Raw genomic sequence first — 22,224 nt, 5'->3', positions numbered from 1 at the left:
AACAAAAAAGGCGCCCTGCTCGCGCAGGACGCCTTTTCGACCGTTGCCCCCGATTACTCCGGCTTCTTCAGCTTCGGATTGGGGAAGAACTGCACGGTCTGCACCTTGGGATCGGCCGCCTTCGGTTTCAGCGCGCTGACGTTGACCCGGGTCGGCAGCTCCCTGGGTACCGAATTGCCATTGACGTCGAGGGTGTCGGCGTAGCCGCAGGTCACGCAGTGGCGATTGGGCGTGCCGTCCTCGTCCCACATCTGGATGGTGTCCATTGCCTCGCAGGCCGGGCACACCGCGCCGGCGATGAAGCGTTTCACCGGCTGATTGAGGATTTCCTCGCTCATGCTGCCACCTCCTCGGTCAGGCCACTGTGGCGCAGCAGGGCGTCGATCGACGGCTCGCGGCCGCGGAAGTCGACGAACAGCTGCATCGGCTCCAGCGAGCCGCCGCGGGCGAGGATCGCCTCGCGGAAGGCGCGGCCGGTGGCCGGGTTGAGCACGCCCTCCTCCTCGAACTTCGAGAAGGCATCGGCGGAGAGCACCTCGGCCCACTTGTAGCTGTAGTAGCCGGCCGCGTAACCGCCGGCGAAGATGTGCGAGAAGCTGTTGGCGAAGCGGTTCCAGGCCGGCGGCTGCATCACCGACACCTCGTCGCGGATCGCCTGCAGCACCTCGAGCACGCTGCGGCCGTCGCCATGGCTGGCATGCAGCTCGAAGTCGAACAGCGAGAACTCCAGCTGGCGCAGCAGCATCAGCCCGGACTGGAAGTTCTTCGCCGCCAGCATCTTGTCCAGCAGCGCCTGCGGCAGCGGCTCGCCGCTCTCGAAGTGGCCGGAGATCAGCGCCAGGCCTTCCGACTCCCAGCACCAGTTCTCCATGAACTGGCTGGGCAGCTCGACCGCGTCCCAGGCCACGCCGTTGATGCCGGAGACGCCGGCATAGTCGACGCGGGTCAGCAGGTGGTGCAGGCCGTGGCCGAACTCGTGGAACAGCGTGGTGACCTCGTCGTGGGTCAGCAGCGCCGGCTTGCCGCCCACTGCGGGGGTGAAGTTGCACACCAGGTTGGCCACCGGGCTGATCCGCTCGCCGGCGCTGTTGCGCCAGTGGTCGCGGGCGCCGTCCATCCAGGCGCCGCCGCGCTTGTTGGCGCGGGCGTAGAGGTCGAAGAAGAAGCGCCCGACGTGCGCGCCGTTTTCCGTGATCTCGAACAGGCGCACGTCCGGGTGCCAGCTGTCGAAGCCGGACAGCTCCTCGATCTGGATGCCGTACAGGCGCTCGACGATGGCGAACAGCCCGGACAGCACCTTGTCGATCGGGAACCAGGCGCGCACCTGCTCCTGGGAAATCTCGTAGCGCTGGTGGCGCAGCTTCTCGCTGAAGTAGCCGACGTCCCAGCTCGAAAGATCGTTCACGCCGCGCTCTGCGGCGAAGGCGCGCAGCTCGGCCAGATCCTGCTCGGCGAACGGTTTGCCGCGCACCGCCAGATCCCTGAGGAAGCCGAGCACCTGCTCGGTGGACTCGGCCATCTTGGTGGCCAGGCTCAGCTCGGCATAGTGGGCGAAGCCCAGCAGCTTGGCCAGCTCCTGGCGCAGGTCGAGGATCTCGGCCATCAGCGGGCCGTTGTCGTGCTGGCCGGCGTTGGGGCCCTGGTCGGAGGCGCGGGTGGCGTAGGCGGTGTACAGCTCCTCGCGCAGGGCGCGGTCGTCGGCGTAGGTCATCACCGCGTAGTAGCTGGGGAACTCCAGGGTCACCAGCCAGCCATCCAGGCCCTTGGCCTGCGCGGCCTGCTGCATCTGCGCCTTGGCCGAATCCGGCAGGCCGGCCAGCGCGGCTTCGTCGGCGATCTGCTTGGTCCACGCCTGGGTGGCGTCGAGCACCTGGTTGGAGAAGGTGCTGCACAGCTCGGAGAGCTTCATCTGGATCGCGCCGTAACGCTGCTGCTCGGCTTCCGGCAGGTCGATGCCGGAGAGGTGGAAGTCGCGCAGGGTGTGCTTGACGATGGTCTGCTGGGCGGCGTCGAAGCCGGCCGCCGCCGGGCTATCGGCCAGCGCATGCCAGGCCTGGTACAGCGCGCGGTTCTGGCCCAGATCGGTGTAGTAGGCCGACAGCTTGGGCAGACAGGCCTCGTAGGCGGCACGCAGCTCGGCGCTGTTGCACACCGCGTTGAGGTGGCTGACCGGACTCCAGGCACGACCCAGGCGCGCGTTCAGCTCGTCCAGCGCCAGCACCAGGCCGTTCCAGTCGGGGTTCTGGCCCTGGCTTTCCAGGATCGCGGCGACGGCGGCGCGGTTGTCGGCGAGGATCTGGTCGACGGCCGGCTCGACATGCTCGGGGCGGATCTTGGAGTAGGGCGGCAGGTCGAAGGCTTGCAGCAGGGGATTGGTTGCAGTCACGGCATTGGACCTTGAGTCGGGAGATTCACTGGGTCATGTTAATGACAAATGACCGACAACGCAGCTCAGGAGATTTCTATCGTGTCCATCAGAACCTACCAGGGGCACCGCCCGCAGCTCGGCGAGCGCGCCTTCGTCGATCCCAGCGCCGTGGTGATCGGCGACGTCGAGCTGGGCGACGACTGCTCGGTGTGGCCGCTGGCGGTGATCCGCGGCGACATGCACAGCATCCGCATCGGCGCGCGCACCAGCATCCAGGACGGCAGCGTGCTGCACATCACCCACGCCGGGCCGTTCAACCCGGGCGGCTATCCGCTGGAGATCGGCGAGGACGTCACCGTCGGCCACAAGGTGACCCTGCACGGCTGCAGGATCGGCAGTCGCGTGCTGGTCGGCATGGGCGCGATCATCATGGACGGCGCGGTGGTCGAGGACGAGGTGGTGATCGGCGCCGGCAGCCTGGTGCCGCCGGGCAAGGTGCTGCAGAGCGGCTACCTGTACGTCGGCAGCCCGGCGAAGCAGGCGCGGCCGCTGAGCGACAAGGAGCGCGCGTTCTTCACCTACAGCGCGGCCAACTACGTGAAGCTCAAGGACCTGCACCTGGTCGAGGGTTATACCGCCGAGTGAGACGGTGGCGCAGGAAGTGCGGCGCTGATCGTAGCCACGCTCCTGCGTGGGCACGCATGCCTGGCTGCTGCTGCAGCGGGACGCGGAGCGTCCGTGGCTCGGGCTCCCACGCGGGAGCGTGGGAGCCATCAGCCCTACAGTTGCCTTAGCGGTTGACGTCGACCACTACTCTCCCGCGTACCTTCCCGGTGAGCAGCTCGCCGGCGGTGGCGATGGCCTCTTCCAGGCCGATGGTGCGGGTCATCGAGGCCAGCAGGCCCTTGTCCAGGTCGCGGGCCAGGCGCTGCCAGGCTTCCAGGCGGTCGGCGCGCGGGCGCATCACGCTGTCGATACCGGCGAGGGTCACGCCGCGCAGGATGAATGGTGCCACCGTGGCCGGGAAGTCCATGCCCTGGGCCAGGCCGCAGGCGGCCACGGTGCCGCCATAGCGGGTGGACGCGCAGACGTTGGCCAGGGTGTGGCTGCCCACCGAGTCGATCGCCCCAGCCCAGCGCTCGCGGCCCAGCGGGCGGCCCGGCTCGGACAGCGTGGCGCGATCGATGATCTCGGTGGCGCCGAGACTCTTCAGGTAGTCGGCTTCTTCGGGGCGGCCGGTCGAGGCCAACACCCGGTAGCCGAGTTTCGCCAGCAGGGCGATGGCGAAGCTGCCGACGCCGCCGTTGGCGCCGGTGACCAGCACCTCGCCCCGCTCGGGAGTCACGCCATTGCGCTCCAGGGCCAGTACCGAGAGCATCGCGGTATAGCCGGCGGTGCCGATGGCCATCGCCTCGGCGGCGGAAAAGCCCTGTGGCAGCGGGATCAGCCAGTCGCCGTTGAGGCGCGCCTGCTGGGCCAGGCCGCCCCAGTGACTCTCGCCCACGCCCCAGCCGTTGAGCAGTACCGCATCGCCCGGCTGGTAGTCCGGATGGCTGCTCTCTTCGACGATGCCGGCCAGGTCGATGCCGGGCACCATGGGGAACTGGCGCACCACCGGGCCCTTGCCGGTGATCGCCAGGGCGTCTTTGTAGTTCAGTGTGCTGTGGCTGACGCGCACCCGCACGTCGCCTTCGGGCAGGCGGGCCTCGTCGAGCTCCTGCACGCCGGCGCGGTAACCGTGGTCGTCTTTCTCTATCAGGATGGCGCGGAACATGGATCACCTCGGTTGTCTTGGGGCGGTTGTCAGGGGATCGGGCTTATTGGACCGATCGTCTAGAAAAGGGTCGAAAAAAATCAGCGCGGCAGCAGGGCGAGAAAACCGCGGATGAAGGTCTGCAGCGGCACATCGCTCTGCACCAGGCGGGCGCGCAGCACGGCGCCTTCCCAGCCGATCCAGAAGAACGCCGCCAGCTCGTCGCAGTCCACCGTCGCCGCCAGGCTGCCGTCTTGCTGGGCGGCGCGCAGGCAGGCAGCCAGGCGCGTCTGCCAGTCGCACAGCACTTCCTCCAGCTGCTCGCGAAAGCCTGCCGGCAGCTGGGTCACCTCCTGGCCGAGGTTGCCGACCAGGCAGCCGCGCCGGTAGCCGTGGCGGGCCATGCCGGCGCAGGCGTCGGCGACGAAGTCCTGCAGGCGCGCCAGCGGCGGGCGGCTCGGATCGAGCAGCCAGCGATCCAGTTTGGCGGCGAAGTAGTCGGCGTAGCGCTCCAGCACGGCGCGGCCGAAGGCCTCCTTGCTGGCGAAGTAGTGGTAGAAGGAGCCCTTGGGCACGCCGACCTGCTTGAGCACCGCGTCGATGCCGGTGACCAGGAAGCCCTGCTCGGTGAGCAGGCGCATGCCGCAATGCAGCAGCGCCTCGCGGGTCTCACGGTTGTCGCGGTCGACCTTGGGCGGGCGGCCGCGGCGCGGCTGGGGGCTGGGAGCTGTCATGGGGTGAATATTAGACCGATTGTCTTTAAAGTCAACCGGCCGGCTTGGCGACGAACTTCTCCGCGCGCAGCACTTCCACCTCGGCCAGGTAGCAGATCATCGCGAAGTTGGCGTAGTAGCGTTCCTGCAGGTGGCGGGCGATGCGTTCGGCCAGCTCGCGCGCGCAGAGGATCTCGGCGCGGATGTTGCCGGCGGTGTCCCAGTCGGCGCGGCGCAGGCCGTGGGAGCCGCGGCCGCGCACGTCGGAGAGGGTCCAGCCGGGCGCGCCGAGCTGTTCGAGGTCGGCGACCAGCTTGTGCTCCAGCGCCGCTTCGCAGATCACGGTGAGCAGGGTGGTGTGGGCCATGTCAGAGTCCCCAGGCGATCAGTTGCTCGGCCAGCATCAGGTACAGCGGGATGCCGATCAGGATGTTGAAGGGAAAGGTGATCCCCAGTGCGGCGGTCAGCGACAGCGAGGGATTGGCCTCGGGCAGCGCCAGGCGCATGGCCGCCGGCACGGCGATGTAGGAGGCGCTGGCGGCCAAGGTGGCGAGCATCGCCGTGCCGCCCAGCGACAGACCCATCAGCCGCGCCAGCAGGGCGCCGATCAGCGCGCCGAGCAGCGGCATGCACAGGGCGAAGGCGGCCAGGCGCATGCCGTACTGGCGCAGCGAGCCGAGCTGCCCTGAGGCGATCAGGCCCATCTCGAGGAGGAAGAACGCCAGCACCGGTTTGAACATGCCCGTGTACAGCGGCTCCAGCGGCTTGATCGCTTCCTTGCCGGCCAGCGCGCCGATCACCAGGCCGCCGAGCAGCAGCATGATGCTCTTGCCGAGGAAGATCTCGCGGCCCAGTTCCTTCCAGTGGGTGTCGCGGGAGACACCCTTGGCCAGCAGGATGCCGACCAGGATCGCCGGGATCTCGAGGATCGCCACGAACAGCGGCATGTAGCTCTCGAAGAAGATCTCCCGCGAGGCCAGGTAGGCGACCACCACGGCGAAGGTACCGGCGCTCACCGAGCCGTAGTGCGCCGCCACGCTGGCGGCGTTGATGCGGTCGAAGCGCAGGACGCGCAGCAGGGCGAAGGCCAGCAGCGGCAGGACGATGCCCAGGCCCAGCACCAGCGCCGACTGGCCGAGCAGCGCCGGGCTGGCCTGCTCAGCCAGCTCGACGCCGCCGTGCAGGCCGATGGCCAGCAGCAGGACGATGGACAGGGTTTCGTACAGCGCCGGCGGCAGCTTCAGCTCGCTCTTCAGCAGGCCGGCGGTCAGGCCGAAGACGAAGAACAGTACAACGGGGTCGAGACTCATCGGCCCTCCTCGGGCATGCAGGCAGTCGTTGTTCTTATAGTCGAGATGAAAAAAAGGGGAGCCATTCGGCTCCCCTTTCAAGGGACTTAATTTCCAATCTCGATGAGTACTTCACCGGGATTGACCCTGTCGCCCTTAACCACATGGACGGCCTTCACGGTGCCGGCGAGCGGCGCCTGCACCTCGGTCTCCATCTTCATTGCTTCGGTGATCAGCACCGGCTGGCCGGCCTTGACCACATCACCTTCCTTCACCAGCACGTCGACGATGTTGCCCGGCATGGTGGTGCTGACGTCGCCCGGCGCGGCGCTCTGCTTGCGCTTGCCGCTGGCGGCGCCGCCGACGAATGCGTTGAGCGGCTCGAACACCACCTCCTCCGGCATGCCGTCGATGGCCAGGTAGAAGTGGCGCTTGCCGTCGTTCTTCACGCTGACCCCGGTGATGTCGATGCGGTAGCTCTCGCCGTGCACGTCGACCACGAACTCGGTCGGCACGCCTTCCTGGGCGGCCGGGCGCGCGGCGGCGTCGGGCTGCGGCAGCAACGCTTCAGGAGTAAGGGTGCCGGCGGCGCGCTCCTCGAGGAACTTGCGACCGATGTCGGGGAACATGGCGAAGGTCAGCACGTCCTCTTCGGACTTGGCCAGCGGGCCTATCTCCTCGCGCAGGCGGGCCATTTCCGGCTGCAGCAGGTCGGCCGGGCGCACGTCGATGACGTCCTCGCTGCCGATCGCCTGGAAGCGCAGGTGCTCGTTGACCGGCGCCGGCGCCTTGCCGTAGCGGCCCTGCAGGTACAGCTTCACCTCGTTGGTGATGGTCTTGTAGCGCTCGCCGGCCAGCACGTTGAACACCGCCTGGGTGCCGACGATCTGCGAGGTCGGGGTGACCAGCGGCGGGAAGCCGAGGTCTTCGCGCACCCGCGGGATCTCCGCGAACACCTCGTTGATGCGGTGCAGGGCGCCCTGCTCCTTCAGCTGGTTGGCCAGGTTGGACATCATGCCGCCCGGCACCTGGTTGACCTGCACGCGGGTGTCCACGGAGGTGAACTCGCTCTCGAACTGGTGGTACTTCTTGCGCACGCCGTAGAAGTACAGGCCGATCTCCTGCAGCAGCTCGAGGTCCAGGCCGGTGTCGAACGGGGTGCCGCGCAGCGCGGCGACCATCGACTCGGTGCCCGGGTGGCTGGTGCCCCAGGCGAAGCTGGAGATGGCGGTGTCGATGTGGTCGGCACCGGCCTCGATGGCCTTGAGCTGGCACATGCTGCCCATGCCGGCGGTGTCGTGGGAGTGGATGAAGATCGGCAGGTCGATCTCGGCCTTCAGCGCCTGCACCAGTTCGGCGGTGGCGTAGGGGGTCAAGAGGCCGGCCATGTCCTTGATGGCGATAGAGTCGACGCCCTTCTCCTGCATGCGCTTGCCCAGCTCGACGAACGACGCGACGGTGTGCACCGGGCTGGTGGTGTAGGCGATGGTGCCCTGGGCGTGCTTGCCGGCGGCCTTGACCGCCTCGATGGCGGTGCGCAGGTTGCGCACGTCGTTCATCGCATCGAAGATGCGGAACACGTCGATGCCGTTGACCGCCGCCTTGGCGACGAAGGCCTTGACCACGTCGTCGCTGTAGTGGCGGTAGCCGAGCAGGTTCTGGCCGCGCAGGAGCATCTGCAGGCGGGTGTTGGGCAGCGCGGCGCGCAGCTGGCGCAGGCGCTCCCACGGATCTTCCTTGAGGAAGCGCACGCAGGCGTCGAAGGTGGCGCCGCCCCAGACTTCCAGCGACCAGTAGCCGACCTGGTCGAGCTTGGCGCAGATCGGCAGCATGTCCTCGAGGCGCATGCGGGTGGCCAGCAGCGACTGGTGCGCATCACGCAGGATGGTATCGGTGACGGTGATCTTCTTGTTCATCTCAATTCCTCACAGGCCGGCGTGGGCGGCGATGGCGGCGGCGATGGCCAGGGCCAGCTCTTCGGGCTTGCGCTTGACCGAGTAGTTGATCAGTTCCGGGTGGCTCTCGACGAAGCTGGTGTTGAACACGCCGCTGCGGAACTCCGGATTGCGGAGGATTTCCTGGTAGTAGGGCGCGGTGGTCTTCACCCCTTGCACGCGCATGTCGTCCAGCGCGCGCAGGCCGCGGTCCAGCGCCTCCTCCCAGGTCAGTGCCCAGACGATCAGCTTCAGGCACATCGAGTCGTAGTACGGCGGAATGGTGTAGCCGGTGTAGATCGCCGTGTCGGTGCGCACGCCGGGACCGCCGGGCGCGTAGTAGCGGGTGATCTTGCCGAAGCTGGGCAGGAAGTTGTTCTTCGGGTCCTCGGCGTTGATGCGGAACTGGATCGCGTAGCCGCGGTGGATGATGTCCGCCTGCTGCACCGACAGCGGCAGGCCGGCGGCGATGCGAATCTGCTCGCGGACGATGTCCAGGCCGGTGATTTCCTCGGTGATGGTGTGCTCCACCTGCACCCGGGTGTTCATCTCCATGAAGTACACCTCGCCCTCGGCGAGCAGGAACTCCACGGTGCCGGCGTTCTCGTAGCCGACCGCCTGCGCCGCCTTGACCGCCAGCTCGCCGATGTAGGCGCGCTGCTCGGGGGTCAGCTGCGGGCTGGGGGCGATCTCGATCAGCTTCTGGTTGCGGCGCTGGATCGAGCAGTCGCGCTCGAACAGGTGCACGGTGTTGCCGAGGCTGTCGGCGAGGATCTGCGCCTCGATGTGCTTGGGGTTGACGATGCACTTCTCGAGGAACACCTCGGCGCTGCCGAAGGCCTTGGTGGCCTCGGAGATCACCCGCGGCCAGGCCTGCTCCAGCTCGTCCTGCGAGTTGCAGCGGCGGATGCCGCGGCCGCCGCCGCCGGAGGTGGCCTTGAGCATCACCGGGTAGCCGATGCGCTCGCCTTCGCGCAGCGCCTCGTCGAGGTCGGCAAGGTTGCCTTCGGTGCCCGGGGTGACCGGCACGCCGGCCTTGATCATGCTGCGCCGCGCCTCGGTCTTGTCGCCCATGCGGCGGATCACTTCGGCGCTCGGGCCGATGAACTTGATCCCGCGTTCGACGCAGATCTCCGCCAGTTCGGCGTTCTCGGACAGGAAGCCGTAGCCCGGGTGCAGGGCGTCGCAGCCGGTCTCCACCGCCAGGTTGACCAGCTTGCGCGGGTTCAGGTAGCCGGCCAGCGGCTCGTCGCCGAGGTTGTAGGCCTCGTCGGCACGCTTGACGTGCAGCGCGTGGCGGTCGGCTTCGGAATACACGGCCACCGAGCGGATGCCCATCTCGGCGCAGGCCCGCACGATACGCACGGCAATCTCGCCACGGTTGGCGATGAGGATTTTTCTTATCACGGAGGTCTCCCTCGGTCTGGGCTGGCTGACCCGGCCGGTCAGGCGGCAGGTGCAAATACCCTAGCGCCGAGGGGTGGATTAAGAAAAATGAATATTTGTTAGGTTATGCATAAACTACAGCTTATACATTGGCGGAAGTCCCGGATTTCCTGGGCTGCAGCCAATCAGTCGGATGTGACGCGGCGAACGTCGCTACATGTTGCAACCCGGTTACAGGCCGGTTGCACACCGCTGCCGGCCTTCGTTCAGCCATTGCCGAGGTCCCCATGCGCAAGTCCCTGATGCGTCTCACCCTGCGCCAGCTGCAGGTGTTCCGTGCGGTGTGCGAGACCCGCTCCTACAGTCGCGCCGCCGAGGAGATGGCCCTCACCCAGCCGGCGGTCAGCCTGCAGGTCCGCCAGCTCGAGGAGCTGGTCGGCCAGCCGCTGTTCGAGTACGTCGGCAAGAAGCTCTACCTCACCGACGCCGCCGAGGCGCTGCGCCGTGCCGGCGCCGACATCTTCGGCCGCCTCGAGAGCCTCGACATGCAGCTCTCCGACCTGGAGGGCTCGCTGCAGGGCCAGCTCAGCCTGACCGTGGAGTCCAGTGCCGAGTACGTGGTGCCGCACCTGTTCGCCGCCTTCCGCGAGCAGCATCCGCAGGTCGGCCTGCAGCTCACCGTCGCCAGTCATGCCCACGCACTGCGGCGGATGAGCGTCAGCCGCGACGAGCTGATGATCCTCTCCCAGGTGCCCACCGGCATGAACCTGGAGTTCATGCCGTTTCTCACCAACCAGATCGTCGCCGTGGCGCCGGCCGGGCATCCGCTGTGCCAGCGCGAGCGGCTCAGCCTGCAGGAGCTGACCGCCTGGCCGCTGCTGGTCCGCGAGCCGGGTTCCGGCACCCGCCAGGCCTGCGAGGCGTTCTGCCACGACAAGCGGGCGCACTTCGCCGATACCCAGCAGCTCGGCTCCCAGGAAGCGCAGCGCGCCGGCGTGCTGGCCGGTCTCGGCCTGGCCCTGCTGCCGCGCCATGCGGTGAGCCTGGAGCTGGCCAGCGGCCGCCTGTGCGAGCTGCCGGTGGCCGAGCTGCCGCTGCAGCACAGCTGGTGCGTGGTGCATCCGCGCGACCGGCGGCTGAGCCCGGTGGCGCTGGCCTTCCTCGAGTTCATCCGCAGCAGCCGGGCGCAGATCAACGCGCTCAGCCTGGCGATCTGACCGCGCCCGGCGCTGTCGCCCGCGCTTATGCGCCGGGCTGGCGGCGCGTTTCGGCGCGCAGCGCGCGCACGTAGTTGATGGCGATCAGCTCGGGATAGTCGTCGATCGCCTGGTTGAGGCGGCGTTCTTCGTTGTGCTGCTCGATGGCCCGGCGGAAGGCCATGCGCCGCTGGTCTTCCAGCTTGCGGCGGGTCTTGGCGTCCAGGCGGGGGAAATCGGTGGCGACGTTGACAGCATGGTGGCGGGGCATGGCGTCTCTCCCATCTCGAGTGATTCCGGGAGTTGCAGCATGACGCGTGCCAGGTGACGGCTTGACGGCGAAGCGGTGACGCCGGCGTGACAGTGGCGTGGGGAGAGCCCCTCTCCCGCTGAGAGGAGAGGGTGGGCGGCGGGCAGCGGCGGCTCAGGCGCCGGCCGGGCCGTCCTCGCTGGGCTTGGCGGTCTTCGGCGACAGGCGCAGGCTGCGCAGGCTGCGCTTGACGCTCTTCAGGTGGTTGACCAGGTCCGGGCCGCGGGCCATGGCCACGCCCATCGCCAGCACGTCGATCACCACCAGGTGGGCGATCCGCGAGGTCAGCGGGGTGTAGATCTCGGTGTCCTCCTGCACGTCGATGGCCAGGTTGACGGTGGCCAGGTCGGCCAGCGGGGTCTGGCTGGGGCACAGGGTGATCAGCGTCGCACCGCTTTCGCGCACCAGGTTGGCGGTGGTCAGCAGGTCCTTGGAGCGCCCGGACTGCGAGATGCAGATCGCCACGTCGCCGGGCTTCAAGGTCACCGCGCTCATCGCCTGCATGTGCGGGTCGGAATAGGCAGCGGCGGTCAGCAGCAGGCGGAAGAACTTGTGCTGGGCGTCGGCGGCCACCGCGCCGGAGGCGCCGAAGCCGTAGAACTCGACGCGCTGGGCGTTGGCGATGGCGTTGATCGCCCGCTCCAGGGCCTGCATGTTGAGGTGCTCGCGCACCTCGATCAGGGTGTGCAGGGTGGTGTCGAAGATCTTCAGGCTGAAGTCGGCCAGCGAGTCTTCCTCGTGGATGGCGAACTGGCCGAAGCTGGCGCCGGCGGCCAGACTCTGCGCCAGCTTGAGCTTGAGGTCCTGGAACCCCGAGCAGCCGATGGCGCGGCAGAAGCGCACGATGGTCGGCTCGCTGATGCCGACCTGGTGGGCGAGGTCGGCCATCGAGCTATGCATGACGGCCGCCGGGTCCTGCAGCACGTAGTCGGCGACCTTGAGCTCCGACTTGCGCAGCAGGGCGCGGGATTGGGCAATGTGTTGCAACAGATTCACGGCGCGGACTCGGTTATGATCGGCAAAAGCCGGAGGTAGTAACTTTGTAGTTATACTACAAAAGCTGCGCCAGCGCCCAGGCAAACCGCGTCGGAGACACCCTGTGCCGTCCCTTTCACCCGTTCTTCCCTGCGACATGCTGGTGTTCGGCGGCACCGGCGATCTGGCCCTGCACAAGCTGCTGCCGGCACTCTACCACCTGCACCGCGAGCGACGGTTGCCCGCCGATCTGCGCATCCTCGCCCTGGCCCGCACGGCGCTGAGCCGCGAGGCCTACCAGGCGCTGGCCGAGCGCCACTGCCGGGCGCAGGTCGCCCGCGCCGACTTCGTCGCCGACACCTGGCAGAGCTTCGCCGCGCGCCTCGACTACTTCGCCATGGATGCCGCGCAGAGCGCCGAATTCGGCCGCCTGGCCCAGCGCCTGGGCGGCGCCTGCGGGCGCGGGCGCATCTACTACCTGGCCACCGCGCCGCAGCTGTTCGCGCCGATCGCCGCCAACCTGGCCATCGCCGGCCTGGCCGGGGCCGACACGCGCATCGTGCTGGAGAAGCCGATCGGCCACTCGCTGCAGTCGGCGCTGGCAATCACCGCGGCGATCGGCAAGGTGTTCGACGAGTCGCAGGTGTTCCGCATCGACCACTACCTGGGCAAGGAGACCGTGCAGAACCTGATGGCGCTGCGCTTCGCCAACGCCCTGTTCGAGCCGGTGTGGCGCGCCGGGCACATCGACCACGTGCAGATCAGCGTGCTCGAGACCCTCGGCGTGGAGAACCGCGGCGGCTACTACGACCAGGCCGGGGCGATGCGCGACATGCTGCAGAACCACCTGCTGCAGCTGCTCTGCCTGGTGGCCATGGAGGCGCCGGTGCGCTTCGACGCCGAGGCGGTGCGCAACGAGAAGGTGAAGATCCTCCAGGCGCTCAAGCCGCTGGTCGGCCTCGACGTGCGCGACAAGACCGTGCGCGGCCAGTACAGCAGCGGGCACATCGGCGGCCAGGAAGTGCCCGCCTACTACTTCGAGAAGAACGTCGACAACGACAGCGACACCGAGACCTTCGTCGCCGTGCAGGCAGAGATCGACAACTGGCGCTGGGCCGGCGTGCCGTTCTACCTGCGCACCGGCAAGCGCCTGCAGCGCAAGTGCTCGGAGATCGTCATCCAGTTCAAGCCGGTGCCGCACAGCCTGTTCCCCGGCGCCCCGGAGCACGCCAACCGCCTGCTGATCCGCCTGCAGCCCGAGGAGCGCATCAGCCTGCAGCTGATGGCCAAGACTCCGGGCAAGGGCATGACCCTGGAGCCGGTCGAGCTGGACCTCAACCTGGCCACCGCCTTCTCCCGCCAGCGCCGCTGGGAGGCCTACGAGCGCCTGCTGCTCGACGTGATCGAGGGCGACCCGACCCTGTTCATGCGCAAGGACGAGGTGGAAGCCGCCTGGCGCTGGGTCAGCCCGATCCTCGAGGGCTGGCACGAGTACTACCAGAAACCGCGCCCCTATCCGGCCGGCTCGGCGGGACCGGAGCAGGCCCGCAGCCTGCTCGAACTGCAGGGCCGTCACTGGCACGGCTGAACCCGCCAGGCACCGCGACAGGGGCCTGCAGCCCTGTCGCGGGTATATGACGAAGTTCATGTTTTGGTCATGCCAATAAACTCGCCACACACCGCCTGAATATATCCGCCGCTGTTGGCCGGACCGGCTTATTGCCGGCGCACATATATCGGCTAATTATCGGCGAGCAATCTTGGAATTCCTCGCACTAATTGCCGCCGCTATCGGCGGCGGAATTGTCGTGTATGCCTGCGGATAAGTAACAAAATATTTCAAAGGCTTCGCGGCGCCATCATGGTGCCTGGCGCCGCGGCTCAATTTGCAAATTTATCCCTTTTAAATCAATGACTTGATTTTTGAAGGCGAAGTTCACTCGCGCCATCTCGCAGCGCCGCAGGAGACCGGCATATGCCGCGATATTGCGCCCGCTCGGGGCGATTGCGGGTTGCGCCCTGCAACTTCATGTGTTTGCCTGAATAAGGATTTCGACAACAAACCCCAAGGATTCCGTTTTGCCAAGTTCCCCCGTCACGCTCCGTCGTCCAACCGACAGCGACGGATACAACCTCCATCAGCTGGTGGCCAATTGCCCGCCGCTGGATACCAATTCGGTGTACTGCAATCTGCTGCAATGTGCCGATTTTGCCGATACCGCCATCGCCGCCGAGGATGCCTCGGGCCAGCTGGTCGGTTTCATCTCCGGGTACTGTCCGCCCTCGCGTCCGGACACCCTGTTCGTCTGGCAGGTCGCCGTAGATGCCTCGATGCGCGGCCAGGGCCTGGCCCTGCGCATGCTGCTGGTCCTGACCGCCAGAGTCGCCGCCGAGCGCGGCGTGCGCTACCTGGAGACCACCATCTCGCCGGACAACGCCGCCTCGCAGGCGCTGTTCCGCCGCGCCTTCGCCCGCCTCGGCGCCGACTACAGCACCCGCACCCTGTTCTCGCGGGCCGAGCACTTCGCCGGCCGGCACGCGGACGAAGTGCTCTACCGCGCCGGCCCGTTCGCTGCCCCCGTACTCGAAGAACAACTCAAGGAGACCGCATGAACGCCTTCGAACAGCACGAATCGTCCGTCCGCAGCTACTGCCGCTCGTTCCCGGTGGTATTTCAGCAGGCGCGCGGCGCCGAACTGATCGCCCGCGACGGCCAGCGCTACATCGACTTCCTCGCCGGTGCCGGCACGCTCAACTACGGCCACAACCATCCGCTGCTCAAGCAGGCGCTGCTCGACTACATCGCCGCCGACGGCCTGACCCATGGCCTGGACATGTACTCGGCGGCCAAGGAAACCTTCCTCGAGACCTTCCACCGGCTGATCCTCAAGCCGCGCGGCATGTCCGACTACCTGATGCAGTTCACCGGGCCGACCGGCACCAACGCGGTGGAAGCCGCGCTCAAGCTGGCGCGCAAGGTCACCGGGCGCAGCAACGTGATCAGCTTCACCAACGGTTTCCACGGCTGCAGCATCGGCGCCCTGGCCGCCACCGGCAACCAGCATCACCGCGGCGCCGCCGGCACCGGGCTGAGCGACGTCAGCCGCATGCCCTACGCCAACTACTTCGGCGACCAGGTCAACACCATCGCGATGATCGACAAGCTGCTCGACGACCCGAGCAGCGGCATCGACAAGCCGGCCGCGGTGATCGTCGAGGTGGTGCAGGGCGAGGGCGGCCTCAACGTCGCCTCCGCCGAGTGGATGCGCAAGCTCGAGCGCCTGTGCCGCAAGCACGCCATGCTGCTGATCGTCGACGACATCCAGGCCGGCTGCGGGCGCACCGGCAGCTTCTTCAGCTTCGAGCAGATGGGCATCCAGCCGGACCTGATCACCCTGTCCAAGTCGCTCAGCGGCTACGGTCTGCCCTTCGCCATGCTGCTGCTGCGCAAGCAGCTCGACCAGTGGCAGCCGGGCGAGCACAACGGCACCTTCCGCGGCAACAACCACGCCTTCGTCACCGCCGCCGCGGCGCTGGAGGAGTTCTGGCAGGACGACAGCTTCGCCGCCAGCGTGCGCGCCAAGGGCCAGCGCATCGCCGAGCGCATGCAGCGCATCGTCCGCCGCCACGGCCCCGCCTCCCTGCAGCTCAAGGGCCGCGGGATGATGCTCGGCATCGCCTGCGCGGACGGCGACATCGCCGCCGCCATCTGCCGCCACGCCTTCGCGCACGGCCTGGTGATCGAGACCAGCGGCGCCCACGGCGAGGTGGTCAAGTGCCTGTGCCCGCTGGTCATCGAGGACGCGCAGATCGACCGCGCCATGGACATCCTCGACGCCGCCTTCGCCGCGGTGCTGTCCGCACAGACCGCCAGCCAAGCTTCCTGAGGAGATTCCCAATGATCGTACGCACCCTGGCCGACTGCGAGCAGTCCGAGCGCAAGATCGTCACCCAGACCTGGGACAGCACCCGCATGCTGCTCAAGGACGACAACATGGGCTTCTCGTTCCACATCACCACCATCTATGCCGACAGCGAGACGCACATCCACTACCAGAACCATCTGGAGTCGGTGTACTGCATCAGCGGCGAGGGCGAGATCGAGACCCTCGCCGACGGCAAGGTCTACCCGATCAGCCCCGGCACCCTGTACATCCTCGACCGCCACGACGAGCACCTGCTGCGCGGCTTCAGCGAGATGAAGATGGCCTGCGTGTTCAATCCGCCGCTCAACGGCAAGGAAGTCCACAACGAGGACGGCGTCTACCCCCTGGAAGCCGAAGCCATCGCCTGAGCACGACCGATATGGAGGAAGCGAGTGTGAACCCTGTGCAAGCCGACCTTTATCCTTCGCGCCAGGCCAGCGCGCCACGCTGGCAGGAACGCCTGGACCCGGTGCTCCACCGCCACGACCTGGACAACGCGCCGATCGCCGCCGAGCTGCTCGAACGCTTCGAGCGTGACGGCTATCTGGTCCTGCCGAACGTGTTCAGCGCCGCGGAGGTGGCGGTGTTTCGCCGCGAGCTCGAGCGCATGCTCGCCGACGCGGCCGTCGTCGCCTCCGGCAAGACCATCCAGGAGCCGGACAGCGGCGCGGTACGCTCGGTGTTCGACATCCACCGCGACAACCCGCTGTTCGCCCGGGTCGCCTGCGACGAACGCATCGCCGGCATCGCCCGCTTCATCCTCGGTGGCGACCTCTACGTGCACCAGTCGCGGCTCAACTTCAAGCCGGGCTTCGCCGGCCAGGAGTTCTATTGGCACTCCGACTTCGAGACCTGGCACGTCGAGGACGGCATGCCGCGCATGCGCGCGCTGAGCTGCTCGATCCTGCTCACCGACAACCTGCCGCACAACGGCCCGCTGCTGCTGCTGCCCGGCTCGCACCGCCACTTCATCCACTGCGTCGGCGCGACGCCGGACAACCACTACGCGCAGTCGCTGCGCCGCCAGGAGGTCGGCGTGCCCGACCAGGCCAGCCTGAGCGAGCTGGCCGGGCGCCACGGCATCGTCAGCGCCACGGCGCCGGCCGGCAGCGTGGTGCTGTTCGACTGCAACGTCATGCACGGCTCCAACGGCAACATCACGCCGGACGCGCGCAGCAACCTGTTCTACGTCTACAATCACGTCGGCAATGCCGTACAGGCGCCCTTCTGCGAGCAGGCCCCCCGCCCGCCCTTCGTGGCCGAGCGGCGGGACTTCCGCGCGCTGGACATCCAGCCGCAGCGGTATAGTTGACGTCACACCGCCGGCCCCGTCGACCCGGGGCCGGCGTCCTGTGTCGGCAGCTGCCGGCCCGCCTCCCACCGACGACCGAACGCTGAAGAAACGATGCATACCGTAGAAAAGATCGGCGGCACCTCCATGAGCCGCTTCGAGGAACTCCTCGACAACATCTTCATCGGCCCGCGACAGGGCACCGCGCTGTACCAGCGGGTGTTCGTCGTCTCGGCCTACAGCGGCATGACCAACCTGCTGCTGGAGCACAAGAAGACCGGCGAGCCGGGCGTCTACCAGCGCTTCGCCGATGCCCACAACGAGGAAGCCTGGCGCGAGGCGCTGGAAGACGTGCGCGCGCGCATGCTGGCCAAGAACGCCGAGCTGTTCGCCGGCACGCCCGAGCTGGCGGTCGCCGACCAGTTCATCAACTCGCGCATCGACGATGCCCGCGACTGCATGGACAGCCTGCAGAAGCTGTGCAGCTACGGTCACTTCCAGCTCAGCGAGAACCTGATGAAGGTGCGCGAGATGCTCGCCTCGCTGGGCGAGGCGCACAGCGCCTTCAACAGCGTGCTGGCGCTCCAGCAGCGCGACATCAATGCGCGGCTGGTCGATCTCAGCGGCTGGCAGATGGAATCGCCGCTGCCCTTCGAGGCGATGATCCGCGAAAACTTCGCGGGCATCGACCTGTCCCGCGAGCTGGTCATCGCCACCGGCTACGCGCACTGCGCCGAAGGCCTGATGAACACCTTCGACCGCGGCTACAGCGAGATCACCTTCGCGCAGATCGCCGCCGCCACCGGCGCCCGCGAGGCGATCATCCACAAGGAGTTCCACCTCTCCAGCGCCGACCCGAACCTTGTCGGCGCCGACAAGGTGGTGACCATCGGCCGCACCAACTACGACGTCGCCGACCAGCTGTCCAACCTTGGCATGGAAGCGATCCACCCGCGCGCCGCGCGCACCCTGCGCCGCGCCGGCATCGAGCTGCGCATCAAGAACGCCTTCGAGCCGCAGCACGCCGGCACCCTGATCAGCCAGGACTACTGCAGCGCCAGGCCCTGCGTGGAGATCATCGCCGGGCGCAAGGACGTCTTCGGCCTCGAGGTGTTCGACCAGGAGATGCTCGGCGACCCCGACCACGACATCGAGATCAGCAAGCTGCTCAAGCAGCTCAAGCTCTACGTGGTCAACAAGGACTCCGACGCCAACAGCATCACCTACTACGTCAGCGGTTCGCGCAAGCTGATCAACCGCGCCGCCAAGCTGGTCGAGGAGCGCTTCCCGGCCGCCGAGGTGACCGTGCACAACGTCGCCATCGTCTCGGCGATCGGCTCCAACCTCAAGGTCAAGGGCATCCTCGCGCGCACCGCCACGGCGCTGGCCGAGGCCGGCATCAGCATCCAGGCGCTGCACCAGTCGATCCGCCAGGTGGAGATGCAGTGCGTGGTCAACGAGGAAGACTACGCCGCCGCCATCGCCGCGCTGCACCGCGCGCTGATCGAGCCGGAGAACCACGGCGACGTGATCGCCGCGGCCTGATCCAGCGCACGCCTTCGGCGTGCGCGGCTGGCCACGGGTTGCGCGCGGCGTGATCGGCGGTCAGGATGACCGGGAGAGCCTGCTCTCCCGGTCATCCCTCGCCACACGGAGCGCGTCGATGGAGTCGCTTGTCCAGCACGGACCCTACGCCGAATTCGCCCTGCTGCTGATCGTCTCGGCGGTGGTCGGCGCCATTGCCGTGCGCCTGCGCCAGCCGGTGCTGATTGCCTACATCGTGGTCGGCATCCTGGTCGGCCCGGCGGTGTTCGGCGTGGTCAAGGCCCACGACCAGGTCGCCCTGCTCGCCGAGATCGGCGTCACCGTGCTGCTGTTCGTGGTCGGCCTCAAGCTCGATCTGCACCATATCCGCCACATCGGCCCGGTGGCGCTGGCCACCGGCCTCGGCCAGCTGGCCTTCACCATCGTGGTCGGCTTCGGGCTGGTCCTGCTGCTCGGCAAGGGCCCGATGGAGGCGCTCTACGTCGCGGTGGCGCTGACCTTCTCCAGCACCATCATCATCGTCAAGCTGCTCTCCGACAAGCGCGAGCTGGACTCGCTGCACGGGCGCATCGCGGTGGGCTTCCTGATCGTCCAGGATCTCGCCGTGGTGCTGGCGATGATGACCATGAGCGCCCTGCGCGGTGCCGGCGAGGCGCAGTTGCTCGAGGTCGCCGGCTCGCTGCTGCTGCGTCTGGCCGGCGCCGCGCTGCTGCTGTTCCTGCTGATGCGCTACCTGCTGCCGCTGCTGGTCGAGTCGATGGCGCGCTCCCAGGAGCTGCTGCTGATCTTCGCCATCGCCTGGGGCACCGGGCTGGCGGCGCTCGGCGAGTGGGCCGGCTTCAGCAAGGAGGCCGGCGCGTTCATCGCCGGCTTCTCGCTGGCCTCCACCGCCTATCGCGAGGCGATGAACGCGCGGCTGACCGGCATCCGCGACTTCCTGCTGCTGTTCTTCTTCATCGACCTGGGCGCCAAGCTGGACTTCTCCACCCTCGGCGCCGAGATCCTGCCGGCGGTGGTGCTGTCGCTGTTCGTGCTGATCGGCAACCCGCTGATCGTCATGGCGATCATGGGCTACATGGGCTACCGGCGGCGCACCGGCTTCCTCGCCGGGCTGACCGTGGCGCAGATCAGCGAGTTCTCCATCGTCTTCGTCGCCATGGGTATCAGTCTCGGCCACGTCGGTGTCGAGGCCCTCGGCCTGACCACCCTGGTCGGCCTGGTCACCATCATGGTGTCGACCTACATGATCCTGTTCTCGCAGCCGCTCTACGAGCGCCTGGAGCCCTGGCTGCGGGCGTTCGAGCGCAAGCGGCCGTTTCGCGAGCTGGAGGTCGAGCAGCCCGGACGCACCGTCGGCCAGCCGGCCATCATCGTCTTCGGCCTCGGCCGCTACGGCGGGCGGCTGATGCTGCAGCTGCGCCACGCCGGCATCGAGGTGCTCGGCGTCGACTTCGATCCGGAAACCATCCGCACCCTCAGCCGCCACCACCTGCCGGTACGCTTCGGCGACGGCGAGGATCCCGAGTTCCTCGAGTCGCTGCCGCTGCGCTACGCCACCTGGGTGGTCACCACCTTCCCGCAGTGGGAGTCCAACCGCGCCTTCCTGCACGCCCTGCAGCAGGCCGGCTTCCAGGGCCAGGTCGCCGGCGTGGTGCGCGACGACCAGCATGGTGCCGCGCTCAACGCCGCCGGTGTGGCGCGCGTGCTCAACCCCTTCAGCGACGCCGCGGACTTTGCCGCGCGCAGCTTCGCTGCCGAGATCACCGGCAACCAGGAGACTGCCCAATGACCCCGATCCGCACCGTACTGGCGGCCACCGACCTGTCCGCGCCGGCGCGCCATGCGGTACTGCGCGCCGCGTCGATTGCCCGCCACACCGGCGCCCGGCTGGCCCTGCAGCATGTGGTCAGCCTCGGCGCGCTGGATGCCCTGCGCCAGCTGTTCGCGGCGCAACCCGGCGACCTGCGCCAGCGCCTGCTCGACGAGGCGCGCGACGAGGTCCACGAACTGGCCGCCGAGCTGTGCGCGCCCCATGTGGCTTCGGCGGATATCCACCTCAGCGCCGGCAGCGCACTGGCGGAAATCACCAGCCACGCCGACGCCCTGGATGCCGATCTGCTGGTGCTCGGCGCGCGCGGCGCCAGCCTGGTGCGCGACCTGGCCGTCGGCTCGACCACCGAGCGCGTGCTGCGCAAGACCGGCCGCCCGCTGCTGGTGGTGCGTGGCGACGCGCGGCACGACTACCGCCGGGTGCTGATCCCGGTGGACTTCTCGGCGCGCTCGCTGAAGGCCATCGCCATGGCCCGGATGCTGGCGCCGCAGGCCGAGATCGTCCTGCTGCACGCCTTCGAGGTGCCCTTCGAGGGTCGCCTGCGCCATGCCGGGGTCAGCGACGCCGAGCTGGCCGGCCTGCTGGCCAACGCCAAGCGCGAAGCCGGCGCGCAGATGGCCGAGCTGATCGCCGCCGCTGGTCTGCCGGCCGCCGCGGTGCAGTCCGTGGTGGTGCACGGCGACGCCAGCGTGCGCATCCTTGACCAGCAGCAGCTGCAGGGCTGCGAGCTGATCGTCATCGGCAAGCGCGGCCAGGGCCCGCTCGAGGAGCTGCTGCTGGGCAGCGTGACCACCCACATCCTCAGTCAGGCCAGGGGCGACGTGCTGGTGATCTGAGAGCCAGTCCACGACTAGCTGCGCGTCGGCCATGCGGCGTTGCAATCGGCTTCGGACTGCTCATTTACACCTCGTAAACTCCGCGTCCTCAGCCGATTGCGCCTTGCCTGACCTTAGCTCGCAGAGTCGTGAACAGGCTCTGCGCGGTTTTGGTCTGTCGCGAGCATGGCGCCATGGACGCCGCCCCGGCAGGCCGGCTATCTTGCGCCTACCCTCAAGGACGACTTCGGCACCGGAATCAGCCATGCCCTCCATCTACCAGCTCAAGCCCCGCTTCCAGAACCTGCTGCGCCCGCTGGTGCAGCGCCTGCACGCGCGCGGCGTCACCGCCAACCAGGTGACCCTCGCCGCCGCCGGCGTCTCCGTGCTGCTCGGCGCGCTGATCGCCGCCTTCGCCGGCTACCTCTGGCTGTTCGCCCTGATCCCGCTGTGGATGCTGCTGCGCATGGCGCTCAACGCCATCGACGGCATGCTCGCCCGCGAGTTCGCCCAGCAGTCGACCCTCGGCGCCTACCTCAACGAGCTGTGCGACGTGATCGCCGACAGCGCGCTGATCCTGCCCTTCGCCATGCTGGCGGAGGTGTCGCCGCTGTGGGTGGTGCTGGCGACCCTGCTGGCGCTGCTGGTCGAATACGCCGGGGTGATGGGCCCGCTGGTCGGTGCCGGGCGCCGCTACGACGGACCGCTGGGCAAGAGCGACCGCGCCTTCGTCTTCGGCGTGCTCGGCGCCGGCGTGGCCACGGGGCTGCTGCCGCTCGACTGGCTCGACACCCTGTTCATGCTGATCGCCGCGCTGCTGGTGTGGACGCTGAGCAATCGCGTGCGCCAGGGCATCGCCGAGGCCGCGCGTCAGTCACCGCCCGCCTGATCC

General features: G+C 68.0%; 21 protein-coding genes. 11 read left to right on the top strand and 10 right to left on the bottom strand.

Annotation, left to right across the window (positions count from 1 at the left end; all coding sequences use genetic code 11):
• Nucleotides 1–53: 53 nt before the first annotated feature.
• Nucleotides 54–338 carry a YheV family putative zinc ribbon protein gene (locus BM297_RS16330; RefSeq protein WP_092433413.1) on the bottom strand — a complete coding sequence of 95 codons (285 nt, stop codon included), beginning with the start codon at nucleotides 336–338 and terminating at the stop codon, nucleotides 54–56.
• Complete coding sequence (gene prlC, locus BM297_RS16325) at nucleotides 335–2,386, bottom strand: oligopeptidase A (protein ID WP_092433411.1); 2,052 nt, start codon at nucleotides 2,384–2,386, stop codon at nucleotides 335–337. The genes BM297_RS16330 and prlC overlap by 4 nt, the downstream gene beginning before the upstream one ends.
• An 81-nt stretch (nucleotides 2,387–2,467) precedes the next feature.
• Here prlC and BM297_RS16320 point away from each other — a divergent pair, with 81 nt between their 5' ends.
• A complete protein-coding gene (locus tag BM297_RS16320) occupies nucleotides 2,468–3,013 on the top strand; it encodes a gamma carbonic anhydrase family protein (RefSeq protein WP_092433409.1) in 546 nt (181 codons plus the stop codon).
• A 145-nt stretch (nucleotides 3,014–3,158) separates the two neighbouring features.
• Here the strand turns inward: BM297_RS16320 and acuI are convergent, their stop codons facing one another.
• The 6 genes from acuI to BM297_RS16290 form a co-directional block, all read right to left on the bottom strand.
• Nucleotides 3,159–4,142 carry an acrylyl-CoA reductase (NADPH) gene (gene acuI / locus BM297_RS16315; protein WP_092433407.1) on the bottom strand — a complete coding sequence of 328 codons (984 nt, stop codon included), beginning with the start codon at nucleotides 4,140–4,142 and terminating at the stop codon, nucleotides 3,159–3,161.
• 80 nt (nucleotides 4,143–4,222) lie between these two features.
• On the bottom strand, nucleotides 4,223–4,855 hold the full coding sequence (gene acuR, locus BM297_RS16310; RefSeq protein WP_092433405.1) for an acrylate utilization transcriptional regulator AcuR: 633 nt from the start codon (nucleotides 4,853–4,855) through the stop codon (nucleotides 4,223–4,225).
• Nucleotides 4,856–4,886: 31 nt separating this feature from the next.
• Nucleotides 4,887–5,201: a P-II family nitrogen regulator gene (locus tag BM297_RS16305; RefSeq protein WP_092433403.1), complete on the bottom strand. Its 315-nt coding sequence runs from the start codon at nucleotides 5,199–5,201 to the stop codon at nucleotides 4,887–4,889.
• Between the two features lies 1 nt (nucleotide 5,202).
• Nucleotides 5,203–6,144 (bottom strand): sodium-dependent bicarbonate transport family permease, encoded by a 942-nt coding sequence (locus tag BM297_RS16300; RefSeq protein WP_092433402.1) that lies wholly within the window; start codon nucleotides 6,142–6,144, stop codon nucleotides 5,203–5,205.
• A gap of 86 nt (nucleotides 6,145–6,230) precedes the next feature.
• Nucleotides 6,231–8,039, bottom strand: coding sequence for a sodium-extruding oxaloacetate decarboxylase subunit alpha (gene oadA, locus BM297_RS16295; protein WP_092433400.1), 1,809 nt, complete (start codon nucleotides 8,037–8,039; stop codon nucleotides 6,231–6,233).
• A gap of 9 nt (nucleotides 8,040–8,048) precedes the next feature.
• A complete protein-coding gene (locus tag BM297_RS16290; protein WP_092433396.1) occupies nucleotides 8,049–9,464 on the bottom strand; it encodes an acetyl-CoA carboxylase biotin carboxylase subunit in 1,416 nt (471 codons plus the stop codon).
• Between the two features lie 266 nt (nucleotides 9,465–9,730).
• Here BM297_RS16290 and BM297_RS16285 point away from each other — a divergent pair, with 266 nt between their 5' ends.
• A complete protein-coding gene (locus BM297_RS16285; RefSeq protein WP_092433393.1) occupies nucleotides 9,731–10,660 on the top strand; it encodes a LysR family transcriptional regulator in 930 nt (309 codons plus the stop codon).
• A gap of 25 nt (nucleotides 10,661–10,685) precedes the next feature.
• Here the strand turns inward: BM297_RS16285 and BM297_RS16280 are convergent, their stop codons facing one another.
• Nucleotides 10,686–10,910 carry a PA3496 family putative envelope integrity protein gene (locus tag BM297_RS16280; RefSeq protein ID WP_092433392.1) on the bottom strand — a complete coding sequence of 75 codons (225 nt, stop codon included), beginning with the start codon at nucleotides 10,908–10,910 and terminating at the stop codon, nucleotides 10,686–10,688.
• 153 nt (nucleotides 10,911–11,063) lie between these two features.
• Nucleotides 11,064–11,945: a transcriptional regulator HexR gene (gene hexR / locus BM297_RS16275; RefSeq protein WP_092433390.1), complete on the bottom strand. Its 882-nt coding sequence runs from the start codon at nucleotides 11,943–11,945 to the stop codon at nucleotides 11,064–11,066.
• 136 nt (nucleotides 11,946–12,081) lie between these two features.
• Here hexR and zwf point away from each other — a divergent pair, with 136 nt between their 5' ends.
• The 9 genes from zwf (at nucleotide 12,082) to BM297_RS16230 (ending at nucleotide 22,221) form a co-directional block, all read left to right on the top strand.
• A complete protein-coding gene (gene zwf, locus BM297_RS16270; protein ID WP_092433387.1) occupies nucleotides 12,082–13,512 on the top strand; it encodes a glucose-6-phosphate dehydrogenase in 1,431 nt (476 codons plus the stop codon).
• Nucleotides 13,513–14,003: 491 nt separating this feature from the next.
• The gene (gene ectA, locus BM297_RS16265) at nucleotides 14,004–14,537 is read left to right on the top strand and encodes a diaminobutyrate acetyltransferase (RefSeq protein ID WP_092433385.1); all 534 of its coding nucleotides are present in this window, start codon (nucleotides 14,004–14,006) and stop codon (nucleotides 14,535–14,537) included.
• A complete protein-coding gene (ectB, locus tag BM297_RS16260; protein WP_092433383.1) occupies nucleotides 14,534–15,811 on the top strand; it encodes a diaminobutyrate--2-oxoglutarate transaminase in 1,278 nt (425 codons plus the stop codon). Before ectA ends, ectB begins: the two co-directional genes overlap by 4 nt.
• Nucleotides 15,812–15,822: 11 nt before the next feature.
• The gene (locus tag BM297_RS16255; RefSeq protein WP_092433381.1) at nucleotides 15,823–16,218 is read left to right on the top strand and encodes an ectoine synthase; all 396 of its coding nucleotides are present in this window, start codon (nucleotides 15,823–15,825) and stop codon (nucleotides 16,216–16,218) included.
• Nucleotides 16,219–16,253: 35 nt separating this feature from the next.
• Complete coding sequence (thpD, locus tag BM297_RS16250; RefSeq protein WP_092433517.1) at nucleotides 16,254–17,162, top strand: ectoine hydroxylase; 909 nt, start codon at nucleotides 16,254–16,256, stop codon at nucleotides 17,160–17,162.
• A 93-nt stretch (nucleotides 17,163–17,255) separates the two neighbouring features.
• Complete coding sequence (locus tag BM297_RS16245) at nucleotides 17,256–18,686, top strand: aspartate kinase (RefSeq protein ID WP_092433379.1); 1,431 nt, start codon at nucleotides 17,256–17,258, stop codon at nucleotides 18,684–18,686.
• Nucleotides 18,687–18,804: 118 nt separating this feature from the next.
• The gene (locus tag BM297_RS16240) at nucleotides 18,805–20,475 is read left to right on the top strand and encodes a cation:proton antiporter (protein ID WP_092433377.1); all 1,671 of its coding nucleotides are present in this window, start codon (nucleotides 18,805–18,807) and stop codon (nucleotides 20,473–20,475) included.
• A complete protein-coding gene (locus BM297_RS16235) occupies nucleotides 20,472–21,353 on the top strand; it encodes a universal stress protein (protein WP_092433375.1) in 882 nt (293 codons plus the stop codon). Before BM297_RS16240 ends, BM297_RS16235 begins: the two co-directional genes overlap by 4 nt.
• 244 nt (nucleotides 21,354–21,597) lie before the next feature.
• Nucleotides 21,598–22,221: a CDP-alcohol phosphatidyltransferase family protein gene (locus BM297_RS16230; protein ID WP_092433373.1), complete on the top strand. Its 624-nt coding sequence runs from the start codon at nucleotides 21,598–21,600 to the stop codon at nucleotides 22,219–22,221.
• Nucleotides 22,222–22,224: the final 3 nt, after the last annotated feature.

The sequence above is a fragment of the Geopseudomonas sagittaria genome, assembly GCF_900115715.1.
Classification (GTDB): domain Bacteria; phylum Pseudomonadota; class Gammaproteobacteria; order Pseudomonadales; family Pseudomonadaceae; genus Geopseudomonas; species Geopseudomonas sagittaria.
The sequence above is the reverse complement of the archived record's forward strand: the minus strand, read 5'-3'. Positions and strand labels throughout refer to the sequence as shown.

Excerpts from the sequence above, each read along its gene's own strand:
- BM297_RS16240 (WP_092433377.1), top strand. The coding sequence starts at position 18,805 with ATGGAGTCGCTTGTCCAGCACGGACCCTACGCCGAATTCGCCCTGCTG.
- BM297_RS16230 (WP_092433373.1), top strand. The coding sequence starts at position 21,598 with ATGCCCTCCATCTACCAGCTCAAGCCCCGCTTCCAGAACCTGCTGCGC.
- ectB (WP_092433383.1), top strand. The coding sequence starts at position 14,534 with ATGAACGCCTTCGAACAGCACGAATCGTCCGTCCGCAGCTACTGCCGC.
- BM297_RS16280 (WP_092433392.1), bottom strand. The coding sequence starts at position 10,910 with ATGCCCCGCCACCATGCTGTCAACGTCGCCACCGATTTCCCCCGCCTG.
- BM297_RS16235 (WP_092433375.1), top strand. The coding sequence starts at position 20,472 with ATGACCCCGATCCGCACCGTACTGGCGGCCACCGACCTGTCCGCGCCG.
- oadA (WP_092433400.1), bottom strand. The coding sequence starts at position 8,039 with ATGAACAAGAAGATCACCGTCACCGATACCATCCTGCGTGATGCGCAC.
- BM297_RS16255 (WP_092433381.1), top strand. The coding sequence starts at position 15,823 with ATGATCGTACGCACCCTGGCCGACTGCGAGCAGTCCGAGCGCAAGATC.
- acuR (WP_092433405.1), bottom strand. The coding sequence starts at position 4,855 with ATGACAGCTCCCAGCCCCCAGCCGCGCCGCGGCCGCCCGCCCAAGGTC.
- acuI (WP_092433407.1), bottom strand. The coding sequence starts at position 4,142 with ATGTTCCGCGCCATCCTGATAGAGAAAGACGACCACGGTTACCGCGCC.
- BM297_RS16285 (WP_092433393.1), top strand. The coding sequence starts at position 9,731 with ATGCGCAAGTCCCTGATGCGTCTCACCCTGCGCCAGCTGCAGGTGTTC.
- BM297_RS16305 (WP_092433403.1), bottom strand. The coding sequence starts at position 5,201 with ATGGCCCACACCACCCTGCTCACCGTGATCTGCGAAGCGGCGCTGGAG.
- BM297_RS16330 (WP_092433413.1), bottom strand. The coding sequence starts at position 338 with ATGAGCGAGGAAATCCTCAATCAGCCGGTGAAACGCTTCATCGCCGGC.
- BM297_RS16300 (WP_092433402.1), bottom strand. The coding sequence starts at position 6,144 with ATGAGTCTCGACCCCGTTGTACTGTTCTTCGTCTTCGGCCTGACCGCC.
- zwf (WP_092433387.1), top strand. The coding sequence starts at position 12,082 with ATGCTGGTGTTCGGCGGCACCGGCGATCTGGCCCTGCACAAGCTGCTG.
- BM297_RS16245 (WP_092433379.1), top strand. The coding sequence starts at position 17,256 with ATGCATACCGTAGAAAAGATCGGCGGCACCTCCATGAGCCGCTTCGAG.